At 58.2% G+C, this 7,202-nt stretch carries 6 protein-coding genes and 2 pseudogenes; 6 read left to right on the top strand and 2 right to left on the bottom strand.

The genetic code is table 11. From position 1 onward, the window contains the following. Nucleotides 1-481: 481 nt before the first annotated feature. The 6 genes and pseudogenes from EN893_RS11835 to EN893_RS11860 all read left to right on the top strand — a co-directional run. Nucleotides 482-594: pseudogene (locus tag EN893_RS11835) on the top strand (helix-turn-helix domain-containing protein); the annotation flags it as partial. A gap of 273 nt (nt 595-867) precedes the next feature. After that, on the top strand, nt 868-2,349 hold the full coding sequence (nifB, locus tag EN893_RS11840; protein ID WP_063169393.1) for a nitrogenase cofactor biosynthesis protein NifB: 1,482 nt from the start codon (nt 868-870) through the stop codon (nt 2,347-2,349). A 29-nt stretch (nt 2,350-2,378) separates the two neighbouring features. Further along, nucleotides 2,379-2,573, top strand: a complete 195-nt coding sequence (locus EN893_RS11845) for a 4Fe-4S binding protein (protein ID WP_024505232.1) — start codon at nt 2,379-2,381, stop codon at nt 2,571-2,573. 85 nt (nt 2,574-2,658) lie between these two features. Then, nucleotides 2,659-2,979 carry a nitrogen fixation protein NifZ gene (locus EN893_RS11850; RefSeq protein ID WP_024505231.1) on the top strand — a complete coding sequence of 107 codons (321 nt, stop codon included), beginning with the start codon at nt 2,659-2,661 and terminating at the stop codon, nt 2,977-2,979. Beyond that, the gene (nifT, locus tag EN893_RS11855; RefSeq protein WP_024505230.1) at nt 2,976-3,188 is read left to right on the top strand and encodes a putative nitrogen fixation protein NifT; all 213 of its coding nucleotides are present in this window, start codon (nt 2,976-2,978) and stop codon (nt 3,186-3,188) included. The genes EN893_RS11850 and nifT overlap by 4 nt, the downstream gene beginning before the upstream one ends. A gap of 34 nt (nt 3,189-3,222) precedes the next feature. Next, on the top strand, nt 3,223-4,116 hold the full coding sequence (locus EN893_RS11860; RefSeq protein WP_024505229.1) for an SIR2 family protein: 894 nt from the start codon (nt 3,223-3,225) through the stop codon (nt 4,114-4,116). Nucleotides 4,117-4,423: 307 nt separating this feature from the next. On the opposite strand, the gene EN893_RS11865 is transcribed toward EN893_RS11860, so the two are convergent. Next, on the bottom strand, nt 4,424-4,990 hold the full coding sequence (locus EN893_RS11865) for a sugar O-acetyltransferase (RefSeq protein ID WP_024505228.1): 567 nt from the start codon (nt 4,988-4,990) through the stop codon (nt 4,424-4,426). Nucleotides 4,991-5,454: 464 nt separating this feature from the next. Next, nucleotides 5,455-6,498, bottom strand: a pseudogene (nifA, locus tag EN893_RS11870) (nif-specific transcriptional activator NifA); the annotation flags it as partial. Between the last annotated feature and the right edge of the window lie 704 nt (nt 6,499-7,202).

Genomic DNA, 7,202 nt, shown 5'->3' on the forward strand with positions numbered 1-7,202 from the left:
CCTCCGAGATCACCGCGTCGGCTCCAGGGTCTCGGAGATGACTCCGTGCCTTGTCGTCCATCGACCAATGCCGCCGACCAACAGCGCCGTTGATCACCCTCGAAAACGCCGAGGCTGCCGCTCAGGGTCAATCGTAAGTTCAAGTTCAGACACAAGCCGATCTCCGATCCACCTCAGAATCGGCAGGCCCACAGATCGCGGGTCCTCCTGGAAGGACACAGCGCTTACCCTTGAAATATGGAGAACCATGGCTTTGCGCCGTCGGCAGTTGAGCTGATCTCGCAATGCTATTTCCCCGGCAACGTCCGCGAGCCGGAGAACTGCGTGCTTGGCGTTCTCCTCTGGAAGGAACCAATCTTTCGGAACGTGGCAATGTCATCGACGAGCTCTCACGGGCCAGCACGATGCCGGTTCGGCGCATCGGCGCCCGCCTGAACACGAGATGGCCACTTGCGATTCTAACGATACGGCCGGACGGGGGCTGGGACCGCGGCGGACGAAGCGTGACGGCTGATCGACACAATGGAGAAGGCCGGCTGGGTTCAGGCTAATGCGGCTCGAATTCTCGGCCTCAAGCTGCGACAAGTCGGCTAGGCGATACGCCGGCATAGTATCGAGGTGAAGGAACTTCTAAGAGCCTGATGAGCCAATCGTCAGGCCAGTGGTCTTGCGCGCCCTGTGCGCGACAAGGAGTGCTTCGTGCTTCTGAACGGATTTGGACTTGCACTGTCGCAAGCAGGACAAAATTGTGTCGCGCCGGCCTGACACAATGCGATATCGACCCGAATAGTGAACTGAAGCCGCTTTTTTCAGTTGGTATGGCTCTTGCACCTTGAACCGCGACGTTACCAGCAACGGAGCCGTTTGATGTCCTCACCGACAGTTTCGATTGAGGGGCCGACTAGCACGACATCCGAGGGTCTTCTGGCAGCCGCGAAATCCGGTGGCTGCGCATCGTCTTCCTACGGCTCGTCGCCGACCAGCCCGGGCGAAGAGGATCCGGCTATTTGGGAAAGGATCAAGGATCACCCCTGCTTTTCGGAGGAAGCGCATCATTATTTCGCGCGTATGCATGTGGCGGTCGCGCCGGCTTGCAATGTCCAGTGCAACTATTGCAATCGCAAATACGATTGCGCCAACGAGAGCCGGCCTGGTGTTGTGTCTGAGAAGTTGACGCCCGACCAAGCGCTACGCAAGGTCATCGCCGTTGCCAACAAAGTTCCGCAGCTTTCGGTTCTTGGCATCGCTGGGCCGGGGGATGCCTGTTACGATTGGGAGAAAACGAAGGCAACGTTCGACCGCGTCATCAGGGAAATCCCCGACATAAAGCTGTGCGTCTCCACTAATGGGCTCGTGCTGCCGGACCATGTCGCCGAGCTTGCCGAAATGAATGTTGATCACGTGACGATCACCATCAACATGGTCGACCCGGAAGTCGGCGCGAAGATCTATCCATGGATCTTTTATGAAAATCGCCGCTACTTCGGCATCGAAGCCGCTCGAATCTTGCACGCGCGGCAGATGCTGGGCCTGGAGATGCTGAGCGCGCGCGGCATCCTCACCAAAATCAACTCGGTGATGATTCCTGGAGTGAACGACCAGCACCTGTTTGAGGTGAACAAAATGGTCAGGGAGCGGGGCGCGTTTCTGCACAACGTGATGCCTCTGATTTCGGACCCGGCGCACGGTACCCACTACGGACTCATCGGGCAGCGCGGCCCAACGGCAACGGAGATGATGGCTCTTCAGGATCGACTTGAAGGTGGCGCCAAGTTGATGCGCCACTGCCGGCAGTGCCGGGCAGATGCTGTCGGCCTGCTCGGTGAAGATCGTGGCCAGGAATTCACGCTGGACGGTATTCCCGACGATGTCGCCTACGATGCTGGCAAGCGTCAGGCCTATCGGCAGGTGGTCGCACACGAGCGCCGTGATCATGAGGCGGCGAGGAGCGAGGCCATCGGTATGGTCAAGGCAACAGACTCCGAAAAGTCGCTTCTGGTTGCGGTGGCCACTAAGGGAGGTGGACGGGTCAACGAACACTTCGGCCACGCGAAGGAATTCCAGGTTTATGAAGTCTCGCCTAGAGGGATCAGCTTGGTCGGGCATCGGAAGGTCGAGCGGTATTGCCTCGGAGGCGGGGGCGAAGACGCCATCCTCGAGGGCGTCATCGCAGCGCTCGAAGGCATACACATAGTGCTATGCGCCAAGATCGGAAATCGCCCGAAGGAACAACTCTCGCGAGTTGGACTGCGCGTAACCGACGCCTATGGCCATGACTACATCGAGACCGCAGTCAGCGCACTTTACGCGGCAGAGTTTGGGATCAGACCACTAGCGGCGACGGCCTGAGCCGTCTCGTCCGATAACCAGGAGTTAGAATGGCTTTAAAGATCATCGCATCCCAATGTACCCAATGCGGGGCCTGCGAGTTCGAATGTCCTTCGGAAGCGATCAAGTTCAAGGGCGACGCCTATGTGATCGATCCAAACAAGTGCACCGAATGCAAGGAGGCCTTCGATACGCAGCAATGCGTGTCGGTCTGTCCGGTACCGAAAACCTGCGTTCCCGCTTGATTCCTACCGAAACGGTCGGGTTCGCCGCACGACGACGCCTGCAACCCGCGACCACAACAAAAGCCTCGAGAAAGGAATGGACAGCATGTGGTCCAGACGCGAACAGGAGGTCGAAATCGGCAGACCGCCACGGTTCATGCAGGGTGAGCGGGTCCGTGCGATACGCCACATAAAAAACGACGGCACCTATCCCGGCAAGGAGATCGGCGAAAACCTCGTGCGGAAGGGCGACGAAGGCTACGTGCGCGACATTGGAACCTTTCTCCAGCAATTCTTCATCTATGCGGTCGAATGGATCGATCGTGGCACGGTCGTCGGCATGCGAGCGCGCGAACTCATTAGCCTCGACAAAGTCGAGGTTCCCTGCGGAGCTGAAGGCATTTCCAACGGGGGAACAGCCGGATGAAAGTAATGATTCGCAGGACCGCTACTGGCTTGTCGGCTTATGTCCCCAAGAAGGATCTCGAAGAGCCGATCACCGAGATTGAGAACGCTGACTTATGGGGCGGGACCGTGACGCTCAGGAACGGTTGGCGGCTCATGCTGCCCGACCTTCCGCGCGACACGCGTTTGCCGATCACCGTCGAGGCGATGAAGATTTCCGACGGGGCCTGATGCCGGTGGGTTCAGTGGCGGAGAGGAAACGCGTATGAACACGATGCTGAGCTGGGACCATCTCGTCGTCGTCCGGGGCAGTTTTGCCAAAAAACTGATTGACCTGCTGAACGGCGCTCTCAAGGCCGATCGAGTGATCCCCTATCTCGGTCCTGGTCTTCTGCAGCTTAACCCACCGGAATCCCCTGTACCTTGCACCCCTGAAGATGTCGCCGCGGCCCTCAACAAGCGGGCGCCTGCCCCTTCCAGGATTCGCACCAATATGTGGTCGGTCGCGCAGTTTATCGAGCAGCGCCGACATCGTCGGACTCTCCAAGCGTGGATGGCGGAGATATTCGCAGCCCCCGCCGAGCCGACCGTTCTTCACGCCTGGCTCGCAACCCTTCAACTGTCTGTCATCATCGACAGCTGGTACGATGGCGCCATGCGAGCAGCCCTTGCAGAGGCCGGCCAAACAGACGTTGTCGAGATACAAGGAACGACGCGCGCGACCGGAATCGGTAACATCTGGACGAGAACTTACGATTTGTCAGGAACAGAACTCGAGGCCGAACAAGTGGCTAGGACGGTGCTCTATGCGCCGCACGGCAGCGTCAGGCCGGCGGCAAACTTCCTCGTGGCTGATTCCGATTACGTCGAAGTCCTAACCGAAATTGATATCCAGACGCCGATCCCGGACGCGGTGAAGCAACGGCGCGTCAACCGGGGTTTTTTCTTCGTGGGCTGCCGCTTCAACGATCAGATGCTGCGCACATATGCCAGACAGCTGATGAAGCGCTCCACTGGCCCACATTTTGCGGTGATCGATTCGGCTACGCTGACCAGAAACGAACGTCGTTTCCTTGCCGAAGGCGCAATCACGGTCATCGACATGCCGATCCGCAACGCCGCGGCTCGCCTCGTCGGGGTCGATGCTAGCCAGGATTAATGGCCGGCGATTGCTGGTGAGTCGCTGCTTGCCTCCAAGGGCGAAAACTCAGTTGGGAATACATTCGTGAGCAGTAATGCTAGTGGCAGCACAACGTAGGCTCTGAATTCGTTGGGCCATGTGAAAGGGTCCGCTGCTGCGGGACGTGAGCACGTTGCGGCGGCATTACGCACATGATCTTGTGACCCCCGTGGCAAAAGAACTGAAGCGCCCGAGTCGCGACAACATATGCAGCGCTCAATGGCTTCGACAAAAATTCGGCACAGTTTCGACAGTTCGCATGCACCTCCAGGGTCAACGAGGTTGATTATGCCTGTTTATGTGGGTCGGCCACGCGAGCAGGAATTCCCACTACCTTTGCCCCGGCGGGAACATCTCGTGTGACCACGCAGCCAGCGCCTACCACTGCATTATCACCAATCGTGACGCCAGGCAGAATGATTGCTCCACCGCCGATCCAGACACGGCTGCCAATGTGAACAGGACGCCCGACCTGCAGGCCGGCCTGCCGCTGCTCGGCATCATGTGGATGATCGGCGGTATAAATCTGCACAGCAGGCCCAATTGCCGTTCCTTGCCCGATTTTGACCTCTACCACGTCAAGAATAACGCAGTTGAAGTTGATGTAGGCATTGGCTCCAATGCGGATATTGAATCCGTAGTCGCAAAAAAAGGGCGGACGGATGACCGTTCCGCGCCCAACCTCTCCCAGCCGCTCGGACAAAAGCTCATGCCAATGCCCCGTGGTCTGCCCCAGCGTATCATTGTACCGCTTGAGCCAAGCCCCGGTTGCCAACAGGTCAGCTTGGATCTCCGGATCCGCCGCATTGTAAAACTCGCCTGCGAGCATCTTTTCTTTTTGGCTACGCATCATAGTCTCCCGTCAGGTCGTGTCCCGTACAGTGATGCAGGAACGCACATCAAACTGCCTCGGCAACTTTGTAACTCGATCTTGCCGGGCGCGCGGTCGGTCACGAGCCGGGGCGACAGTTTCGTCTCGACCAACTTCCAAGAATTTGGATATCGGAGATCAACCGGTCGCAGGGGCCAATACCTGACGAAGTCGGCAACTGTCCAGCGGTCGAACTCACTTTCATGCCCATCTCAGATTGCGTGATATCGAGCGGTAAGCCATCAGCTAATGTATCGACCAGGTCCCGCCAGAGGATTACTCCTTTTTAGTTTGTCAGTCGCAGAGCCCCAGTACGACTGGTGGTAGAAAGCACACGGCCGGAATCTTGGCAGCGCTGTTCACACCCACTTCGTAAGCCTGGCCGATGGGCTCGGCGCCAGAGCACCAATGCTTGACCTGCTCCAGCTCTTGCTCGGCGGGTTGTTTCAGAGACGCTTGATCTCGATACCGCGTTTTCTCAGCACGTAGCCGATCTGGCGCGGGGTCAAACCGAGCAGGCGCGCCGCCTTTGCCTGCACCCAGCCACACTTTTCCATGGCAGCAATGACCGTATCGGCATCGGGCACCCTACCACGAGTCGTGGCAGGGCCTATCGGCGCTTGCCCGTCGCCGACGGGCGGGGCGGCACAGGCGGCGGAAGGCTCGATCGTAGTCGACTTCTCTGACGTCGGCTGTCCGTTCTTCCACAGCGCCGCGGCCAAGCACTGATCCGCGTAACAGGCAAAGTCAGTTCTGAGGATTGATGGACCCGTCGCCAGAACTGCCGTCCGTTGAACGCAGTTTTCGAGCTCTCGGATGTTACCTGGAAATTCGCAGTTCATTAGCACCTCAATCGCTTCGGGAGCGAAGGTCAGCGTGTGATCATTCTCAGTATTGAAATTCTTGAGAAACTGAGCGGCCAAGAGCGGAATATCACCTCGCCTTTCGCGCAATGCCGGCACGCGTAAAGTGACGACGTTGATGCGATAATAGAGGTCTTGCCGGAACTCCTTGCGTTGAACTGCCGTTTCCAAGTCCCTGTTCGTTGCGGCAATCACGCGAACATCAACTTTAATGGTGTGGTTGCTGCCGACGCGCTCAAACTCCTGCTCCTGCAGGACACGCAGCAGCTTAGCCTGGAACGAACCTGATATTTCGCCAATCTCGTCCAGAAACAATGTGCCTTTGTCGGCAGCCTCAAAGCGCCCCTTGCGCAAACTGCTCGCGTCGGTGAAGGCACCCTTCTCATGACCGAACAAGTCAGATTCCAGAAGCGTCTCGGTGAGCGCCGCGCAATTGACCTTGATGAAGGGCTGCTTGGCGCGAGGCGAGAGCTCGTGAATGGCTTTGGCAACCAGCTCCTTGCCGGTTCCGGATTCACCTCGCAACAGGACCGTAGTCTTCGCCTTGGCCACCTTGACAAGGTGCTCACGCAGCTTGCGCAGCGCCTGACTATCGCCAAGCATCTCCTTGCTGATCTTTTTACGTTCCATTTGGCAGCCCATCCCACTCCGCCACCCGCCGGTAGAACTGCACTGGACGGTGAGCTGTGTTGTATTTCGCCATCATCATTCTCGATCTCACCTTTGTTGCTTCGAAATTTCCGGCGCGCGGACCCCCTCGGCAAATGGCAATGGCGCCTGAGCATCGTTGTCTTTCACCAGGACGAGCGTCTTCTCCTCCGTGCGGGCGCCCGCAATATGCGCGCTTGTTTGCGCAGGCCTTTACTCGACCGGTCGCCGTTCTGTCCGGCTTCTGCCGCACCGCAGCCTGCAAACCCATCCTTGACAAGAAAGGAGGGGAGTCAATCGAGCTCTCCTTGCATTCGTGCAAGGAAAATTGTCAGTTTGATAGAATTCTATCAAAACGGCAGAAACGCCCCGCCCCCAATTTGGCTGTACCTGCGGCGTTCAGCTTACGTGACGACATGTGCGGACTTGTCCCAATTGCCGTCCGAGTTGTGCGGGAAACAGTAGCCGCTGCGCTGTTCGCTTCAACCGCGTGATGCCGCTGACAGTAGAGGCGGCGGCTCGTCGAGCGAGGCTTCATTGTTCGGCCACTAAAGCGGCTGTGCTTTGGTGGGAGTTGGTTTCGCCCAAGTTCTGGGCCTGGGGGCGTCTAGCCCGTTTCGCCGCACAGGCTCCTCCCACATCGTCGAGGCCGAGAAGGAGGGACCCCACAGCCCTCCCTGTAT

Origin of the sequence: Mesorhizobium sp. M7A.F.Ca.CA.004.04.2.1 (assembly GCF_004022825.1) — a bacterium.
Classification (GTDB): Bacteria; Pseudomonadota; Alphaproteobacteria; order Rhizobiales; family Rhizobiaceae; genus Mesorhizobium.

Coding starts and splice junctions, on each gene's coding strand:
- nifT (WP_024505230.1), top strand. CDS start 2,976: ATGAAAGTAATGATTCGCAGGACCGCTACTGGCTTGTCGGCTTATGTC.
- EN893_RS11850 (WP_024505231.1), top strand. CDS start 2,659: ATGTGGTCCAGACGCGAACAGGAGGTCGAAATCGGCAGACCGCCACGG.
- EN893_RS11865 (WP_024505228.1), bottom strand. CDS start 4,990: ATGATGCGTAGCCAAAAAGAAAAGATGCTCGCAGGCGAGTTTTACAAT.
- EN893_RS11860 (WP_024505229.1), top strand. CDS start 3,223: ATGAACACGATGCTGAGCTGGGACCATCTCGTCGTCGTCCGGGGCAGT.
- nifB (WP_063169393.1), top strand. CDS start 868: ATGTCCTCACCGACAGTTTCGATTGAGGGGCCGACTAGCACGACATCC.
- EN893_RS11845 (WP_024505232.1), top strand. CDS start 2,379: ATGGCTTTAAAGATCATCGCATCCCAATGTACCCAATGCGGGGCCTGC.